The 16,701-nt window shown below is 38.9% G+C and carries 17 protein-coding genes; 11 read left to right on the forward strand and 6 right to left on the reverse strand.

Translation table 11 applies throughout. The features are described from left to right. The first annotated feature begins 1 nt into the window (after position 1). The 5 genes from AC27JL_RS02985 to AC27JL_RS03005 are packed head-to-tail and all read left to right on the forward strand — an operon-like array spanning position 2 to position 3,489. The gene (locus AC27JL_RS02985; RefSeq protein ID WP_138740368.1) at positions 2–961 is read left to right on the forward strand and encodes a flagellar motor protein MotB; all 960 of its coding nucleotides are present in this window, start codon (positions 2–4) and stop codon (positions 959–961) included. Between the two features lie 12 nt (positions 962–973). Further along, positions 974–1,744 (forward strand): ParA family protein, encoded by a 771-nt coding sequence (locus AC27JL_RS02990; RefSeq protein WP_006792761.1) that lies wholly within the window; start codon positions 974–976, stop codon positions 1,742–1,744. A gap of 3 nt (positions 1,745–1,747) precedes the next feature. After that, positions 1,748–2,548 (forward strand): chemotaxis protein CheW, encoded by an 801-nt coding sequence (locus tag AC27JL_RS02995; RefSeq protein ID WP_487194766.1) that lies wholly within the window; start codon positions 1,748–1,750, stop codon positions 2,546–2,548. A gap of 24 nt (positions 2,549–2,572) precedes the next feature. Next, a complete protein-coding gene (locus tag AC27JL_RS03000) occupies positions 2,573–3,070 on the forward strand; it encodes a chemotaxis protein CheW (protein ID WP_006792763.1) in 498 nt (165 codons plus the stop codon). Positions 3,071–3,087: 17 nt separating this feature from the next. Then, complete coding sequence (locus AC27JL_RS03005; RefSeq protein WP_008132584.1) at positions 3,088–3,489, forward strand: DUF2802 domain-containing protein; 402 nt, start codon at positions 3,088–3,090, stop codon at positions 3,487–3,489. A 35-nt stretch (positions 3,490–3,524) separates the two neighbouring features. Here the strand turns inward: AC27JL_RS03005 and AC27JL_RS03010 are convergent, their stop codons facing one another. After that, the gene (locus AC27JL_RS03010) at positions 3,525–4,178 is read right to left on the reverse strand and encodes an OmpW/AlkL family protein (protein WP_487194767.1); all 654 of its coding nucleotides are present in this window, start codon (positions 4,176–4,178) and stop codon (positions 3,525–3,527) included. A gap of 262 nt (positions 4,179–4,440) precedes the next feature. Here AC27JL_RS03010 and dapE point away from each other — a divergent pair, with 262 nt between their 5' ends. After that, positions 4,441–5,625, forward strand: a complete 1,185-nt coding sequence (gene dapE, locus AC27JL_RS03015) for a succinyl-diaminopimelate desuccinylase (RefSeq protein WP_487194768.1) — start codon at positions 4,441–4,443, stop codon at positions 5,623–5,625. A 51-nt stretch (positions 5,626–5,676) separates the two neighbouring features. On the opposite strand, the gene olsF is transcribed toward dapE, so the two are convergent. Further along, positions 5,677–7,383 carry a bifunctional ornithine lipid synthase OlsF gene (gene olsF / locus AC27JL_RS03020; RefSeq protein ID WP_487194769.1) on the reverse strand — a complete coding sequence of 569 codons (1,707 nt, stop codon included), beginning with the start codon at positions 7,381–7,383 and terminating at the stop codon, positions 5,677–5,679. Positions 7,384–7,538: 155 nt separating this feature from the next. On the opposite strand from olsF, the gene AC27JL_RS03025 reads away from it, so the two are divergent. Next, positions 7,539–8,459: a 2-hydroxyacid dehydrogenase gene (locus AC27JL_RS03025; RefSeq protein WP_487194770.1), complete on the forward strand. Its 921-nt coding sequence runs from the start codon at positions 7,539–7,541 to the stop codon at positions 8,457–8,459. A 205-nt stretch (positions 8,460–8,664) separates the two neighbouring features. Here AC27JL_RS03025 and smrA read toward each other — a convergent pair whose 3' ends face one another. The 3 genes from smrA to AC27JL_RS03040 form a co-directional block, all read right to left on the reverse strand. Next, positions 8,665–9,243, reverse strand: coding sequence for a DNA endonuclease SmrA (gene smrA / locus AC27JL_RS03030; protein WP_058428560.1), 579 nt, complete (start codon positions 9,241–9,243; stop codon positions 8,665–8,667). 128 nt (positions 9,244–9,371) lie between these two features. Continuing rightward, positions 9,372–9,617 (reverse strand): hypothetical protein, encoded by a 246-nt coding sequence (locus tag AC27JL_RS03035; protein ID WP_006792771.1) that lies wholly within the window; start codon positions 9,615–9,617, stop codon positions 9,372–9,374. Between the two features lie 107 nt (positions 9,618–9,724). Beyond that, positions 9,725–10,168, reverse strand: coding sequence for a hypothetical protein (locus AC27JL_RS03040; protein WP_487194771.1), 444 nt, complete (start codon positions 10,166–10,168; stop codon positions 9,725–9,727). A 113-nt stretch (positions 10,169–10,281) separates the two neighbouring features. Here AC27JL_RS03040 and AC27JL_RS03045 point away from each other — a divergent pair, with 113 nt between their 5' ends. Further along, a complete protein-coding gene (locus AC27JL_RS03045; RefSeq protein ID WP_006792773.1) occupies positions 10,282–10,665 on the forward strand; it encodes a response regulator in 384 nt (127 codons plus the stop codon). Positions 10,666–10,730: 65 nt separating this feature from the next. Here the strand turns inward: AC27JL_RS03045 and rpsT are convergent, their stop codons facing one another. After that, positions 10,731–10,991, reverse strand: a complete 261-nt coding sequence (rpsT, locus tag AC27JL_RS03050; protein WP_006792774.1) for a 30S ribosomal protein S20 — start codon at positions 10,989–10,991, stop codon at positions 10,731–10,733. Between the two features lie 294 nt (positions 10,992–11,285). On the opposite strand from rpsT, the gene murJ reads away from it, so the two are divergent. The 3 genes from murJ (at position 11,286) to ileS (ending at position 16,692) form a co-directional block, all read left to right on the forward strand. Beyond that, a complete protein-coding gene (gene murJ, locus AC27JL_RS03055) occupies positions 11,286–12,824 on the forward strand; it encodes a murein biosynthesis integral membrane protein MurJ (RefSeq protein ID WP_487194772.1) in 1,539 nt (512 codons plus the stop codon). A gap of 83 nt (positions 12,825–12,907) precedes the next feature. After that, positions 12,908–13,858 carry a bifunctional riboflavin kinase/FAD synthetase gene (ribF, locus tag AC27JL_RS03060; protein WP_006792776.1) on the forward strand — a complete coding sequence of 317 codons (951 nt, stop codon included), beginning with the start codon at positions 12,908–12,910 and terminating at the stop codon, positions 13,856–13,858. Positions 13,859–13,863: 5 nt separating this feature from the next. Next, on the forward strand, positions 13,864–16,692 hold the full coding sequence (gene ileS, locus AC27JL_RS03065; RefSeq protein ID WP_487194773.1) for an isoleucine--tRNA ligase: 2,829 nt from the start codon (positions 13,864–13,866) through the stop codon (positions 16,690–16,692). Positions 16,693–16,701 lie beyond the last annotated feature (9 nt).

A 16,701-nucleotide genomic window follows, 5' to 3' on the forward strand; every position in this document is an offset into this window, starting at 1 on the left:
AATGATGCGTCGACGATTTGGTCGCTCGGCCCATAAAAACCAGCATACAGAGCGCTGGTTAGTATCTTATGCGGATTATATGACCATTATGTTTGCCTTCTTTGTTGTAATGTATGCGATTGCGATTAACAAAGAAGAAAACTTCCAAATTTTATCCGATTCCCTAGAGCAAGTATTCGACAAGTCGGCTCGTGTTTATTCTCAGCAAGGTACGGGTGTAGATGGTACTGGAATACTTACTGATAGGGTTACTCCCGAAGATGAATTACTGTATGGCGAAAGTATCAACAAGGAAGAGCAAGGCCCAGAGTTGTTAGACGGCCAAAGTGAGACAAGTAATATACAGCAAAAATATTTAGGAAAACCACTTGATAGCTTATTAACAAAACTTCAGTCAGCGCTTATTGATGAAATACGTGATGGTGAAGCCAATCTAGAATTGCATCAAGATTGGCTCATAATAGAACTGAGTTCAGGTATGTTATTTTCAAGTGGTAGCGCAGTTGCTCATACTAGAGCAAAACAAGTTGTTAAAATTGTAAAAGATATTATCGCGCCAGTGGATAACTATATACGTGTGCGTGGATATACAGATGATGAAACAATTAAAAATGAAATATTTCGCTCTAACTGGGAGCTTTCTGTCGCTCGCGCAACTTCAATACTTGTTGAGCTTGAAGCACTTGGCATAAATTCGGCCCGAATGGCGATTGAAGGGTATGGACAGTATTCACCCTTTGCACCTAACGACACAGATGAGGGCCGAGCTGAAAATAGAAAAGTAGTAATAGCGTTATCTAAATATGGGTTGCCAGAAGAGAAAAATAATTCAGCAGAAGAGCCAATAGTTGAGGCAGTAGCGCCTGAGCCAGAAGTAGAATTACCGTCAGACGATGACACAATAAAAATTATTCGTTTACCACATGGTGGAATTCGTATTACAACTCGCAATGAACAGTAACTAGGATATGATGTGAAGATTTGGACTGTAGCCAACCAAAAAGGTGGCGTTGGTAAAACAACGACTGCGGTCAGTCTTGCTGGTACTTTAGCACTGCAGGGTAAACGTGTATTACTAATAGATACCGATCCTCATGCGTCTTTAACGTATTACTTTGGTATTGATTCTGAAGATTTAGAAGTCAGCGTTTACGATATTTTCGCTCGTGGGACTAGTATGCAAAGTGAGGAAATACTTCAAGCATTGTGCCCATCCACTCTCGAAAATTTAGATATATTACCTGCTACTATGGCTATTGCTACATTAGATAGAAGCATGGGCAATAAAACAGGCATGGGGTTAATTTTAAAAAAGACGCTTGCCAAAATAAGCGAACATTACGATTATGCTATTTTAGATTGCCCCCCTGTTTTAGGGGTTTTAATGGTTAATGCATTGGCTGCGAGTGAGCGCATTTTAGTCCCTGTTCAAACTGAGTTTTTAGCGCTTAAAGGCTTAGATAGAATGATGCGTACAATGGAATTAATGCAGAGCTCACAAGCGAAAAGTTACGAATATACTATAATACCTACAATGTACGATAAAAGAACGAAGGCATCACTCGAAGCCTACAAAACGTTACAAAAAACCTACGGTAATAGAGTTTGGCCAGGTGTTATTCCCGTAGACACAAAACTAAGAGATGCAAGCTTAGCACAAAAAGTACCCATAGAATTTTGTCCTCGCTCTCGTGGTGTATTTGCTTATAAAGCATTATTAGATTATTTAATTGAACAAGGTTAATGAATGAGTAAGCAATTATTTGCTAATGAAAAAGTAATGACTCAGTACTTAGGTGCCTTACTTTGCGAAGAAGAGCTTGCCAGTGACTTAGAGCCCGTAGCAAAACTTTTAGAAAATATACCGGGTGACTTGCCAAGCGAAGAAGCCACTCATGAAAGTCAGAAGCCAGTTACTAATGTTAAAGTAGTGGCTGAGCAGGGATCATCTTCGTTAGATGATACGCATGAAGTTAAAGAAGCAGAAGCTACAACACCGAAAGTTAACGTCATTGAAACGCCAAAAGAGACAACGAGTACAGACCTTAAAATAGCAAAACAGAAACAATTAAATCTTTCAAATAACAGTGAGTCAGATTACTTTGACGGCGAATTTCAGGCATTGTTCTTTGAAGTTGCAGGACTTACGCTAGCAGTCCCGCTTAAAGCTCTTGGCGGTATACATCAATTAGGTGAAGTGAATCACCTGTTTGGTAAACCAAAGTGGTTTAAAGGCGTTATGCTTAATCGTGATGAAAAGCTCAATGTTGTAGATACAGCACGCTGGGTTATGCCAGAGAAGTACGATGAAAAACTTGAGGCATCACTTGATTATCAGTATTTAATAACTTTAGGAGATAGCCAATGGGGATTATTAGCTGAGAAGCTTATAAATAACATTACATTGACAAAAGAAGATGTAAAATGGCGTACAGATCAAAGTAAGCGCCCATGGCTTGCCGGGGTTATTAAAGAAAAAATGTGTGCTTTAATAGATGTAGACAATTTAAATACGTTATTAGAAGAGGGCTTAGATAGCCGTCAGTAGTAATGACCATTATGGGGTAACAGCATGAACCAAGAGAAATTACTGTCAGAAAATAAAAATGCAGATAATAATGATGAAATATTACAGTGGGTTACTTTTAAACTAGAAGAGGAAACCTACGGTGTTAATGTAATGCAAGTTCAAGAAATACTGCGTTACACCGAGATTGCACCAGTCCCTGGTGCGCCTTCTTATGTAATAGGCATTATTAACTTACGTGGTAATGTAGTAACCGTTATTGATACACGTGCTCGATTCGGTTTGTCAGCAGCTGATGCAACTGATAACTCACGTATATTAATTATTGAAGCTGAAGAACAAGTTATAGGCATTTTAGCTGATAGCGTTTCTGAAGTTGTATACCTGCGTAGCTCTGAGATTGACAGTGCGCCAAATGTGGGTACTGAAGAAAGCGCTAAGTTTATCCAAGGTGTCTGTAATCGAGATAATGAGCTTCTTATTTTAGTTGATTTAAATAAGCTACTTAGTGATGACGAATGGGATGAGTTAAGCGATTTATAAGCTTTATCAGATAAACTATGCTGTTACTTAGTATTGCTGTAAGCGCGTTAGCGGTAGGTCTTATATCGTTAACGCTTATTATTGCATTTAAAAATAAACACACCAGCGATGTTGCTGATGTACATCAAAAGCTTAAAGAATGTGCAGAACAAGTTCATATTTTAAGAAGCGAAGCCGCTGAATTAAGAACCGGTTTACTCAGTATCGGCAAGCGAGTTCTAGAGGTTGAGCAACAAAACCAAGATTTACTGCAGCAGCAATCGGCTCAAAAATACGATGATCCCGATGCTAAGATTTATTCCCGTGCTGTGAAAATGGTTGAGTTAGGTGCAGATTTAGAAGAAGTTATTCGCGAGTGTGAGTTACCTAGGGCTGAGGCCGAGTTATTGTTTTCGTTGCACAAAAAAAAAGGCGCTTAGCGCCTTTTTTACACACATAACACTGTATTTAGACTTTAAAAACTATACTTCACACCAAACATTGCCACTACAGGGTCAAGCTCAACTGTTGATGTTAATGCTTTTGCATTGTTAGCGTACACAGTTGCATCTGTATCAATATCCATTATAGAAACCATTGCGTGAAGTCCCCAGTGATCATCCATTTTATAATTAGCCCCTACTTGTACTAAAAACCCTAAAGAGTCATCAAGCTCAACTTTAACATCGTCTGTACCAAGGGTTGCTTTAAGAGCTTGTGAAGGCTGTTCATCAAAAAAGGTTGTATAATTAACACCAACACCTATGAATGGTCTAAGCTGGTAGCTTGTATCTAAAAAGTGATACTGTGCCACTAACGAGGGGGGCAAGTGTTTAATGTTAGCAATTTTATTACCAGCCAGGCCGCCTGTTCCATTTACATCATGAGAGAATGGCGTAGCAGCAATCAATTCTAATACCCAATTGTCATTAAATGCATAGTCTACCGTAATACCTAGCTGAGTATTCGAATCACCTTTTAGACCTAATGAGGGGGCTTCGTTAATTGCAGAGCCACTGTTATCTGGGTTAACGTTAATAGCGCCCAGATTTACGCTGAAGTTAGCGTGTGCAGCTGGAGAGAGTGCTAATAAAGAGGTTAATAGTGCAATGCTAATTTTGGTTTTCATGTTGTTCTCCAAGAACTACTTTTTGATTGACGCCATTATTACGCTTAACAAATATGGAAAACCTGTTCTAGATCAAAGTTTCAAAAATGATTGAACGTTGAAAAGTATTTTATTGATTTAGATTAATTTTGGCGCTGTTTCGTAACAGCAATGATTGACAATCTATGTAAAGAATAATCATCAGAATGTATAAAAGCTGACATCTCTTAGTCATACTCTCACTATTTAATAATGCCTTACTTAGTAATAAAGGTGTTAAAAAATGTCTTTAGTTGTTTCACAACAAGCAGTCACTTCTCAAAGGTTAAACGCCGAATTAATAAATAAATTACAAACGCTTATCCAATTTAAATCAGTGACGCCGAATCAAGCCGGCGCAATAGATTGGCTGGTTGAGCAGTTATGTGAGCAAGGTTTTAGTTGTGAAAAATTTACGAGTAATGGTGTCACTAACTTAATTGCGCATATTAAATTCAATGAGGGACCGTGTGTCGCTTTTTCAGGGCACATTGATGTGGTTCCCGCAGATAACGCTGACTGGCTAACCCCTCCGTTTGATGGAAGAATAATTGATGGGGTAATTTACGGAAGAGGTGCCGCTGATATGAAAGGAGGTGTGGCAGCTATGCTGACTGCGACAAAAAAATTAATAAATAGCACATCATCAAAAGCAGGGACTTTTTATTGGCTCATTACCTCTGATGAAGAAGGCGAGGCTGAGTTTGGTTCTGCGCAAATAGCTAATAAGCTTTCTTCAAATGGGATTGTTTTAGACGGATGTATTGTCGGCGAGCCAACGAGTTCGACACATGTTGGCGATACAATTAAAAACGGTCGCCGTGGTGCGCTTTCAGCACGTATTCTGGTAAAGGGCAGGGCAGGTCATGTAGCTTATCCTCAAAATACCATTAACGCCGCACATATTAGTGCCAAAATAGTCAATAAACTGAGTGAACAAGCGTGGCACTTAGATGACGCAGGCTCAAAAACAACACTGCAAGTAACAGGCATAAATATTGACAATGTGGTCGATAATTTGGTCCCTAGTCAATGCGAAATAACATTTAATATTCGCTATAGCCATAGGTACAGCAGTGAAAAAATTAAATCAATATTGAGCAACTCGTTGGATGAATTTTCACGTTACATAACGATTAATTGGGAGCGTCCATGTGAACCTTACTATACCCAACCTAAGAGCAAGTGGAGTTTAATTACTTGTGTTGAACAAGCCATACATAGTCAAACTGGAAACTACCCAGTTCTAAGTACCAGTGGTGGCACATCTGACGGTCGTTTTTTTGCTAACAGCCATACTCAAGTAATTGAATGTGGGCTAAGAAACCATACAATTCACCAGGTTAATGAGCACGTATCTATTGATGACTTAATAAAAGTTGAAGCAATTTATTATGACTTACTTTCACGTATTTATATAGAACGGTAATGTTAGTTTTCAAATAAAACCCAGATAGTGGCGAGGGTAACCTCGCTTCAATTAGCTTAAGTATCGCTTTGCTTTGTTATCTTTAACATTTTGCAAGTCAACCAATACTAAACCATCAATGCAATTGTTAAAGTCGGGATCTACGCTAAAACTTAAAAATTTCACCCCACCAGGTTTGCATAGCTCTGTATATTGTTTAAATAAAGTGGGAACTTGCGCACCCATATTAGCAAGCACATGCTTTAGTTCTACAAAGTCTTCTTTAACGTCGTTTTTGCAAAAAATCATGTCACACTGCGCAAGTTCATGTTCGCTTAGTTTGAATTCATTGTTTGGAGTCGCAAGTACTTCATCGGTTTTATAATAATGCTGATAGTAATACACTAGCATGGCCTTTGCCGGGTCAGGTAACATATTAGACACGCTAACAGCGCCAAATAAATAACGATATTGTGGGTAGTTTTTAACAAATGCGCCAATGCCGTACCACAGGTAATCTAAGCTTTTACGTCCCCAATATTTTGGCTGAACAAAGCTACGACCAAGTTCAATTCCTTGCTCTAGGTAGGGGCCCATTTCAGTGCTATAAGTAAATAAACTGTCGGTATACAGCCCTTTACGGCCATGTTTATCAATTATTTCTTTAGCGCAAGCTAGCCTATACGCGCCTACCAGCTCTAATTGTGTTGGGTCCCAAAGAACTAAGTGTTGATAGTCCATATCGTACTTATCAATATCACGGCGTTTTCCACTGCCTTCACCTACAGCTCTAAAAGCTATTTCTCTCAACCTACCTAGCTCTCTAAAAATAGGTGAGCTACCCGTATATTGATATAAATGAATATGCATACCATCTTGTGTTTCCCCCAGAAGCTGACACGCATCTATTGCTTTTTTAAGCTCTTTCCTACACTCAGGAACAGCAATAGGAGTTTGTGTTTTAAGTGGTAAGGTTTTTTTAGTTGTTAGGCGATACAGTTGCTTTCGTATTAAATTAACAATCTCTTTATCTTTTAAATTTTCTATGAGGTATGACGCTGGAGGAATAGACGCACCAATTTCAAACTCTAACGATTTCTGGCGTTGTTTAAACATTTCTTTTACTAGTAACAAGCTTGCTAAGGGTTTGTAAATTATTGAAGTCCCATAAAATAATGGGCTGTTTTTAGCTTTTATATAAATAGGTAATATAGGGCAATTGGCTTTTTTTGCCATGCGCAAAAAACCGCTGTTCCATTTACAATCTTTGATACCTGTAGGGCTCAGCCGTGATACTTCACCAGCGGGAAATATCAATAATATCCCCTCATTTTTCAAATGCTGGTGAATATTATAAAGCTCTTGTTTCTTACTTGTGCCAGATAAGTTATTTACAGGTAAAAGTAAGTCGTGCATTGGAGTCACCGACATGAGCATACGGTTAGCAACAACCTTTAAATCTTTTCTTACGCTTGAGAGCACTTTAATTAATGCAAGCGCATCTAAAGAGCCTATAGGGTGGTTTGCAACAATAATTAATTTACCTTCGCTAGGAATATGCTCTATTTGCTTTGGCTTGTAACGTGTATCAAAATTGAGCTCATCGAGAACTTGTTCAACAAATTCTAGCCCTTGTAAATGAGGATAGGTGTCGGCAAAGGCCACAAACTCTTGTTCATGTAGTAAATAGCCTAATCCCTTTTTTACTAGGCTTTTTACTTTTGGTGAGCTTTCTAATTGTGGTAAGTTTGCTGCAATTACTTTATCAACACTGATCATACAAGCCTCTTTTTAATTTAGCACGACTGCCATATCTGTAGAGTAAAAAAAGGGTGTGACAGTTATTTTGCAGTTGTGTGACCTTTTAAAGTGTAAAGGGTGCCAAGTGTTGATTAGTCAGTATGGATTTTATAAAAACTTATTTGGAAGTAACTATGTCGGTATTAGTAGCAATTACAGGTCGAGATAACACAAAGTTAATAGCGCAATTACAAGCCCGATTACCCTCTACAAAAATACAGCAGTGGCCAGATTGCAATAACCTAGAAACTATTGATTTTGTATTAGCATGGAAAGCACCGCATGATATGTGGGCAAAGTTGCCAAACCTTAAAGCGGTATCGTCATTTGGTGCGGGTGTAGACAGTATTGATTTAAATTTGCTTGGTGATGACGTAGATGTGGTGCGTATAGTTGATGAAAAATTGGCACAAGATATGGCCGAATATGTGCTTACGCATGTTTTAGCGCAAAAATTGCGATTAAAAGAATACTTTATTAAGCAAACGCAGCACCAATGGAAGCCCAAAAGGGCTTATCAACAAAACAATGTAGGTATTTTGGGATTTGGGGAGCTAGGCAAAGCATGTGCGAAACGACTTATTGCCAATAAGTTTACTGTAAATGCTTGGGCTCATACACATAAAACCAGTAATACAGTTAATTTATTTTATGGCGAACAAGGGCTTCAAAATATGCTTAGCGACATTGATTATCTAGTCTGTTTGTTGCCATTAACCAAAAAAACGAAAGGTATTATCAATAAAAGTACAATTAGTATGCTTCCTAATCATGCTGTTATTATTAATGTTGCACGAGGAGAGCATGTTATAGAAGCGGATTTACTTAAAGCCTTAGAAGAGAATTCGCTTCGGGCTGCAGTCATTGACGTGTTTGAACACGAACCCCTTAGTAAAGAACACCCTTATTGGCAGCATGATAAAATAACCCTTACACCGCATTGTGCAGCATTATCAGATATAAACAGTGTTGCAGCACAAATAGCAGAAAACGTTGAACGCTTGCAGCAAGGTATTACTTTAAATAATCGAATAGATAGAACGAAAGGATATTGATAAATATTTAAAGAAACAGCTTGTTAACATATGTAATTTTTATTAATGTTGTATATGTTCTCAACAATAAAAATATAAAGAGGGTGAAATGAAAACAAATCAGGGTGGTGCTAGATTAAGCTTAATTATAATTTCTATAATAATATTAGGCGTATCTGCTTGGTTTAATCAGCCAACTATTTTATAGAATGGCACCACAGCAAGTTTAGCGCTTGCTGTGGATTTCTCTATTTTCGTGTTTTTTATCGGCACTTTTTTTGAGTAAAACATAAGTCGCACCACTCCCTCCATGATGCCTCTGTGCAGTATGATATGCCAAAACCGCGGGTAATTCAGGTAGCCATTTATTTACAAAACTTTTTAGTATTCCTGGTTTAGTTTTATTTTTAATTCCTACACCATGCCTAATAAGCACCACGCGAACATTTTGCTGCTGACAGTCATTAATAAAATTAAAGAGCGTATTGCGTGCATTTTTAAGTAGCTGGCCATGAAGGTCTAAGGTCGCATCAACTTGATACTTTGCTAAACGTAAGTTTTTAAATACAGGGCCTTGTACTCCGTCTTTTTTAAAGCTTAATATAGCAAATGGTTCAACAAGCTCTACAGACTCTGTGCTTAAGTAGTTTTCATCTGTTGATAGAGTATTTTCGGCCGCTTGTCGCTTTTGTTGTTGCGCAAGTGAAGAATGAGGGCTGCTTGATAACGGTTTAATAGTATCACTGCTAATAGGGGTCACATCTTCCATAGAAGATAAAAACAAATCAAAATCAGATAAGGACATACCGAAATCTCAAAATAATGTAGTACGAGGTCAATATTATCTTAGTTCACCTAATTACCCAACCATTTTGATTTATACAATAAAAAAGCCCAGCAATGCTGGGCTATAAAATATTCTAGGGGAAATTGTTAGCTCTGAGTTACATTAAGTTGCCCAAATGTATAAACCTTAAACAGATAAAATGTATTGATCAATACTAAACTCATATTTGAAATAACACTCGACGACATAAGATCTAAGCTAAATGATAAAAATAACAGGCCACATGCACTTATTGCGGCTACGCGCAGTAATGTTATGTGGTTAATAAAGAATGCACCTAAACCTAGTGCAAGTAGTATCGTGTTTAAAAGCCAATCTAGCTCGTTTAGCATGGTCGTTTCAATAGTTCAGTTGTTGAAAAAAGGAGCGCCATTATGGTGATCTTTTGCGCACCTTTCAACCAAGTAATTTTACATTTTTCAGATTAGTTTTATTAATGCTAAAAGTAACTTTTAATCGCTGAAATGAGACCGTCGTCAGCAATAACTTGATACTTTTGGCAGCTCTGAGGATTCTGTAAATCACTGCATAAATAAAGAGATTTACGCTTATCGTCAAACTTAGGATGTAAATGCGAGTCAACAAGCGTTGCACCGTATCCAAATACACCAGGCCAATAAATACTTTTGTTAACCATCCCTAATTTTTTATAGGTGAGTAAAGTTGGTTTTGGAAAAGCTATAATGATAACTGCAATAATAGCGAGCGTTATTAACAGCCCTTTTTTAGGTTTAGGGTTTTGGCTATTTAACTCTGTATCAATAGTGTGTTGTTTAGTTTGTGCCTGCCTTTGAGAAGTTGCCCGAGTTTTATTTTTTTGTGTTGTATTTTTTTTTGCCGGTGTTTTACCTAGCAAGGATTGTTTTTTTGGTGTTTTTGACATAAAGCAGATCTGGCCTTTTTTACATAGGTCTTTATAATTCAAATAGTAAATTTATATACTAAGCTAATTATTATAATAACGTAAAGTTAGCTTATAGCCTATGAGGAATGAAGATGGACACGCAGCTATCAATTTTAATAGTGGATGACGTTAGCACGGTGCGTAGTTTTTTGAGCCAAACGCTCATGCATCTAGGGATAGATAATGTAAAGGAAGCATCTACTGCCTCACAGTGTATTAGTGAATGCCAAGCTGCAAAATACAGTATGATTTTTTTGGATATTGAGTTACCGGATGGAGACGGAAAAGAATTAATTGCACAAATCAACGAGATGAGTCCAGAAACGAATGTAATTATGGTGTCTGCGCATTCAGCTGTTGAAAATGTAAAAGATGCCATAGATAAAGGCGCTAAAGGGTTTATCGTAAAACCGTTTACACCTAAAAAAATAGCAGCCATGCTTAAAAAGTTTTATCCAGATTTAGAAATTATGTAGTGCAAAAATTTTTAAGTAAAAAAAAACCGGCAAAAGCCGGTTTTTTATATTCTAACAAAAACAAATTATAGCGCTTTGATCTTAGCTGCTAAACGGCTCTTATGACGAGCTGCTTTGTTTTTGTGGATTAGACCCTTAGTTGCGTAACGGTCTAGGATAGGTGTAGCAACAGAAAAAGCTTGCTGTGCAGCTTCTTTATCGCCAGCTTCAATAGCAACAACTACTTTTTTGAAGTAAGTGCGCATCATTGAGCGACGGCTTGCGTTGTGCTGACGGTTCTTTTCGCTAGTGATAGCGCGTTTTTTTGCAGACTTGATGTTAGCCAAGGTTTGCTCCTAACAATCTTAAAATAAAGCTTAAATTAAAGGCCGTGGAATATGCCTGTTTCTATCATGAATGTCAATTAAATTTAACTATTCAAGAAAAACTGCTCCTTATAACGAACATTAATTTGCCGCTTTAGCAGTTAATGACGCTATTGTAACAAAGCACAGACCCCCAGCCTAGTGCTTTAAAGCGATTTATAAAAAAGACTGTGGCATAATCGCGTATCTTAGGGATTTTTAAGTAGGTTTAAGGTGTCAAAAGGTTTATTTCGCTCCGGTATGATTGTTAGTTGTATGACTATGATCTCGCGTATTTTAGGGCTCGTAAGAGATGCAGTTGTTGCCAATTTACTCGGCGCAAGTGCTGCGGCTGATGTATTTTTATTTGCTAACCGAATTCCTAACTTTTTACGTCGCTTATTTGCAGAAGGCGCTTTCGCACAGGCATTCGTACCCGTTTTAAGTGAAATAAAAGAGCAGCAAGGTGATGATAAAGTTAGGCTCTTTGTTGCCCAAGCTGCAGGTACGCTGGGCACTATTTTATTGTTAGTGACTATTTTTGGTGTAGTAGCTTCGCCGGTTATCGCCGCTTTATTTGGTACCGGCTGGTTTATTGATTGGTGGCAAGGCGGCCCCAATGCAGAAAAGTTTGAGCTGGCCAGTTCGTTATTAAAATTTACCTTTCCGTATTTGTTGTTTGTAAGTTTAGTCGCGCTGAGCGGTGCGGTAATGAATGTTTACAACCGTTTTGCCGTTGCGGCATTTACCCCTGTGTTACTCAATATATCAATTATTACCTGTGCAATTTTTTTACATGACAAATTTAGTGTAGGCGCCTATGCGTTGGCCGTTGGTGTGTTTGTTGGTGGCATTGTTCAGTTGTTATTTCAATTACCTTTTTTATTACGCGCTAAAATGTTGGCTCGCCCGCGCTGGGCTTGGCATGACGAAAACGTAAAAAAAGTGCGTAAGCTTATGCTGCCCGCATTGTTTGGCGTATCGATAAGCCAAATTAATTTATTACTAGATACTATGATTGCCTCATTACTGATGACAGGTTCTATAGCATGGCTTTATTACTCAGACAGGCTAATAGAGTTTCCGCTTGGTTTATTTGGGATTGGTATAGCCACTGTCATTTTACCGGCGCTTTCTAAATTGCACAGCAGTAAAAAATTGAGCGATTTTCAGCATACGTTAGATTGGGGAGTTCGCTTTGTAATATTTTTAGGTATACCAGCAATGGTTGGCTTAATGATAATAAGCCCACTTATAATTACGGTCCTATTCGATCATGGTGCCTTTAAAGAGGACAGTGTTGATCATGTAAAAGCGGTAAGTTTAGGTGTTATAGCTTACTCTGTTGGGTTAGTTAGTTTTATGTTGATTAAAGTGCTCGCGCCTGGGTTTTATTCACGTCAAGATACTAAAACGCCCGTACGCATTGGTATTATAACCCTTGTGCTAAATATGATATTTAATATTATGTTAGCCCCTTTTATAGGTTACTTAGGGTTAGCACTTGCTACATCAATGTCAGCCAGTTGTAATGCATTTTTACTTTATAGGCAGCTCAAAAAAGAAAATGTTTATCAGTTTTCTTCTATGAGTTTGCGTTTCACTATAAAGTGCATCGTTGCAAGTTTAGTCATGGGTTGTGTTACATGGTATGTAAGTAGTTACTATTTCTGGGCCTCGTGGGCTTTCGCACAACAAGTTATATTATTAATTGCCCTTGTTGTATTAGCAGGAGTTAGCTATTTTTCAATGCTCTTTTTAATGGGTGTAAGACTAAATACGATAAAAAGTGTAGCAATTACTGAATCAAACTAAAAAAAAGATTATAATCGGCAGCCTTGTGGCTTTTCCTTGATATAAGTCGTGATAATACTTGCTGAAAAAAGGCTTTAGGTGGCATGGAGTTAATTAGAGGTATACACAATATTCGCCCACACCATTTTGGGTGTGTGTTAACTATTGGTAATTTTGACGGCGTTCACTTAGGTCATGCGCAAGTATTAAAAGGCTTGTTAGCTGACGCAAAAGCACACAATTTACCCAGTACGGTGTTGTTGTTTGAGCCTCAACCTCAAGAGTTTTTTGCAAAAAATAATGCCCCAGCAAGGTTAACTCGCTTACGCGACAAGTTACGTTTATTAAGTGATTTAGGCATTGAACGTGTAATTTGTATTAGCTTTAACCAGCGGTTTGCAAATATGCATGCAGAACAGTTTGTAAACGAGATACTAATAAAAAAACTCGGTGTTAAAGCGTTAACGGTGGGTGACGACTTTAGATTTGGCCAACAACGTAAAGGTAATTTTAATTTACTTGTAAATATGGGCAAACAAGCAGGCATGGATGTACAAAGCACTGCGAGTTTTCATCAGTTAAATGCTAGAGTAAGTAGCACGTTAATACGTGAGGCATTGGCATGTGGCAACTTAGCCGATGCAAAAGTGATGCTAGGTCATAATTATGCGATTTCTGGGCGTGTTATACACGGTTGGAAACGAGGCCGTGAACTTGGTTTTAGAACTGCAAATATAGCGCTAAAGCGCCAAGTTTGCCCCGTGAATGGGGTGTTTGCTGTGCAGGCGACTATTGCTGGGAAACAGGTTTTTGGGGTTGCTAATATAGGCAATAAACCCACATTTAATGGGACACGTGCACTTCTGGAAGTTCATCTTTTTGACTTTGCACAAGACATTTACGGACAATTTATGCACGTAGAGTTAATACAAAAACTCCGCGATGAAAAAAAATTCGAGACATTAACACAATTAACGGCGCAAATAGCAACAGACGTTGCCGCCGCTAAACAGTGTTTTGGTTTAAATCAGGTAGCCGATAGAGACGGAATGTAGGATAAATGAGCGACTATAAACATACTTTGAACTTACCGGAAACACCGTTTCCAATGCGTGGCAATTTGGCACAACGTGAACCAAAAATGCTAAAAGCATGGTATGAAGACGACCTATACGGTCAAATCCGCAGCGCTAAAAAGGGCAAAAAAACCTTTATTTTGCATGACGGTCCTCCATATGCGAATGGCGACATTCACTTAGGTCACTCAGTAAATAAAATTTTAAAAGACATTATTGTAAAGTCTAAAACGTTATCAGATTTCGACTCACCATATATTCCAGGTTGGGACTGTCACGGTTTACCAATCGAGCTAATGGTTGAGAAAAAAGTAGGTAAGCCTGGCGTTAAAGTAACTGCGAGCGAGTTTCGCGAAAAATGCCGCGCTTATGCTAAAAAGCAAGTTGAAGGTCAAAAAGTAGACTTTAAACGTTTAGGTGTGTTTGCCGATTGGGACAAGCCATACCTAACAATGAATTTTGATTTTGAAGCGAATGCAATTCGTGTACTTGGTCGTATTATTAAAAATGGTCACCTACACAAAGGTGCAAAGCCTGTGCACTGGTGTACTGATTGTGGCTCTGCATTAGCTGAGGCTGAAGTTGAGTATCAAGATAAACAGTCGCCAGCCATTGATGTGCGTTTTATTTTTGCTGACCAGGACGCCGTAGTTAATGCATTTGATATGGCACAAGGGCATCAAGGTAAAGGTAGTGTAGGTACTGTAATATGGACTACAACACCATGGACGCTTCCAGCAAACCGTGCAGTAGCCGTGCATGCTGAGTTAGAATATGCATTAGTACAAGTTGAAGATGAAGGCGCTGAGCAGCGTTTAATTTTAGGTTCAGAGCTTGTAAAAGATGCTATGGATCGTTTTGGTTTTAATCATTACCATGTTTTAGGTTACGTAAAAGGTGCTGCACTTGAAAACTTGCAAGTAGCGCATCCTTTTTATGACTTTAATGTACCGGTAATTGTTGCAGAGCATGTAACTACGGACTCAGGTACTGGCGTGGTGCATACAGCACCGGGTCATGGTCAAGAAGATTTCGTGGCAGGCTTAAACTATAACCTAGAAGTTGCTAACCCAGTTGGCGCTAACGGTGTGTACTTGCCTGATACAGAATTATTTGCAGGCCAGCATGTATTTAAAGCTAACGCGAGCGTAATTGAAGTATTAAAAGAGCGTGGCGCTTTAGTGCACCACCATGCGCTTACTCATAGTTACCCACATTGCTGGCGTCATAAAACCCCTATTATTTTCCGTGCTACGCCACAATGGTTTGTTAGTATGGATCAGGCTAATTTACGTAAAGATTCATTGGCTGAAATCAAAAATACGCAGTGGCTACCAGAATGGGGTGAAAGCCGTATTGCAAACATGGTTGAAGGTCGCCCAGATTGGTGTATTTCTCGCCAACGCACTTGGGGTGTACCCATTGCTTTATTTGTTGACAAAGACACCGGTGCATTACACCCAAATACCCAAGCGCTTATTGAGCAAGCTGCCGCATTAGTTGAGAAGTCAGGTATTCAAGCATGGTATGACTTAGAGCCAGAAACACTATTAGGCGAAGAAGACGCTAAACAATACATGAAAGTGCAAGATACACTCGATGTTTGGTTTGACTCAGGCGTGTCGCATGCGTGTGTTGTTGATGCTCGTGAAGAGTTAGTAGGCCCAGCAGATTTATACCTGGAAGGGTCAGATCAACACCGTGGTTGGTTTATGTCGTCGATGATGACATCGGTTGCAATTAATGGTCATGCCCCTTATAAACAAGTGCTTACGCATGGCTTTACCGTTGATGAAAACGGCAGAAAAATGTCTAAGTCATTGGGTAACGTTATCTCTCCGCAAAACGTTATGAATAAGTTGGGTGCTGATATTTTACGTTTATGGGTCGCGTCTACCGACTACACGGCTGAAATGACTGTATCGGATGAAATATTTAAACGCTCTGCAGATCGCTACCGCCGTATTCGTAATACGAGCCGTTACTTATTAGCTAACTTAAATGGTTTTGATCCTAAAACAGATCAGGTTGCTGTTGAGGATATGGTTGAGCTTGATAAGTGGATTGTTGGCCGTGCTGCACAGCTTCAGGACGAAATTTTAGCCGCTTACGATAGCTACCAAATGCTATTAGTTACGCAAAAGCTAATGAACTTCTGTACCGGTGAGCTTGGTTCGTTCTACTTAGATGTAATTAAAGACCGTCAGTACACAGCTAAGAGCGACAGCCATGCACGACGTTCTTGTCAAACTGCGCTTTACCATATTGCTGAAGCAATGACGCGTTGGATGGCACCAATTATGAGCTTTACAGCACAAGAAATTTGGGAAGCTTTACCTGGAGAACGTAGCGACTACGTATTTACATCAGTATGGTATGAAGGTTTACAAGCACCAACAAATACCCAGTTTAGTAATGATGACTGGCAAGCAATTTTAAACGTACGTGACGAAGTGAACCGTTTATTAGAAGCGGCACGTAAAGAAGAAGTTATTGGTGCGGCTCTTCAAGCTACAGTTAATTTATTTGCGGGCGAAGAGCTGGCAAACAAATTAACAGCATTGGGTGATGAGTTGCGTTTTGTACTGCTAACGTCAGCTGTTAATGTAGCGCATGTTGATAGCCAGCCTGCAGATACGCAAGAAACAGAAATTGAAGGTTTGTACATTAGTGTTGCAGCAACAGATGCCGCCAAATGTGAACGTTGTTGGCATTACAGCGACGATGTAGGCATTGAGCCTGCTCACCCAGAAATTTGCGGTCGTTGTGTTAGTAATGTTGATGGCGAAGGCGAAAAGCGTCAATTCGCTTAGGGGATGTTT

The organism is Pseudoalteromonas sp. 4NS20-0020 (genome assembly GCF_057554385.1).

What these genes read in the sequence shown, in the direction of transcription:
- AC27JL_RS02985 (WP_138740368.1), top strand. Translation starts at nt 2, where the DNA reads ATGATGCGTCGACGATTTGGTCGCTCGGCCCATAAAAACCAGCATACA.
- AC27JL_RS02995 (WP_487194766.1), top strand. Translation starts at nt 1,748, where the DNA reads ATGAGTAAGCAATTATTTGCTAATGAAAAAGTAATGACTCAGTACTTA.
- AC27JL_RS03000 (WP_006792763.1), top strand. Translation starts at nt 2,573, where the DNA reads ATGAACCAAGAGAAATTACTGTCAGAAAATAAAAATGCAGATAATAAT.
- AC27JL_RS03005 (WP_008132584.1), top strand. Translation starts at nt 3,088, where the DNA reads ATGCTGTTACTTAGTATTGCTGTAAGCGCGTTAGCGGTAGGTCTTATA.
- AC27JL_RS03010 (WP_487194767.1), bottom strand. Translation starts at nt 4,178, where the DNA reads ATGAAAACCAAAATTAGCATTGCACTATTAACCTCTTTATTAGCACTC.
- dapE (WP_487194768.1), top strand. Translation starts at nt 4,441, where the DNA reads ATGTCTTTAGTTGTTTCACAACAAGCAGTCACTTCTCAAAGGTTAAAC.
- olsF (WP_487194769.1), bottom strand. Translation starts at nt 7,383, where the DNA reads ATGATCAGTGTTGATAAAGTAATTGCAGCAAACTTACCACAATTAGAA.
- AC27JL_RS03025 (WP_487194770.1), top strand. Translation starts at nt 7,539, where the DNA reads ATGTCGGTATTAGTAGCAATTACAGGTCGAGATAACACAAAGTTAATA.
- smrA (WP_058428560.1), bottom strand. Translation starts at nt 9,243, where the DNA reads ATGTCCTTATCTGATTTTGATTTGTTTTTATCTTCTATGGAAGATGTG.
- AC27JL_RS03035 (WP_006792771.1), bottom strand. Translation starts at nt 9,617, where the DNA reads ATGCTAAACGAGCTAGATTGGCTTTTAAACACGATACTACTTGCACTA.
- AC27JL_RS03040 (WP_487194771.1), bottom strand. Translation starts at nt 10,168, where the DNA reads ATGTCAAAAACACCAAAAAAACAATCCTTGCTAGGTAAAACACCGGCA.
- AC27JL_RS03045 (WP_006792773.1), top strand. Translation starts at nt 10,282, where the DNA reads ATGGACACGCAGCTATCAATTTTAATAGTGGATGACGTTAGCACGGTG.
- murJ (WP_487194772.1), top strand. Translation starts at nt 11,286, where the DNA reads ATGACTATGATCTCGCGTATTTTAGGGCTCGTAAGAGATGCAGTTGTT.
- ribF (WP_006792776.1), top strand. Translation starts at nt 12,908, where the DNA reads ATGGAGTTAATTAGAGGTATACACAATATTCGCCCACACCATTTTGGG.
- ileS (WP_487194773.1), top strand. Translation starts at nt 13,864, where the DNA reads ATGAGCGACTATAAACATACTTTGAACTTACCGGAAACACCGTTTCCA.